At 61.6% G+C, this 414-nt stretch carries 1 pseudogene; it reads right to left on the bottom strand.

The features are described 5' to 3' along the window. A pseudogene (locus ACYQ2W_RS26650) lies at positions 1-414 on the bottom strand (transglutaminase domain-containing protein); the annotation flags it as partial.

The raw sequence follows: 414 nt of genomic DNA, 5'->3' as shown, positions 1-414 counted from the left end.
TGTCCGCGGTCACAAACATCTGCTCCGGTATCGCATGCTCCAGCGCCGAACTGAGCGCCCCCAACTGGAACACCAGATTGAACTTGTTCGTCCCATCGTCCGTCTGCGCGGTGATGTTCAGCGCATCCAGGTCCATCGATATTCCGCCGGTACGGATCGCATTGGGTAGCCCCCAGAAGTAGTCCACCTGCGGAACGTAACCGTAGGTACCGCCGGAGGGCAGCTGCTGCATATGCGCCTTCTGCTGAAGCGTCATCACATGGGCCAGTCCCTGACTCTCGGCGAAGTAGCCGAGGGTCCCCGCGTAGAACATATCCCCCAGGATATCCTCCCGCGAGAGCGCCGCAAGCTGCGCCTGGTCCTGGGTGGTCAACGCGGTTTGGGTCCCTTCGAGCTTCGCCTTCAGCGCCGTCT

The sequence above is a fragment of the Endothiovibrio diazotrophicus genome (assembly GCF_054657215.1).
This window is presented reverse-complemented; position numbering and strand designations above follow the sequence as displayed.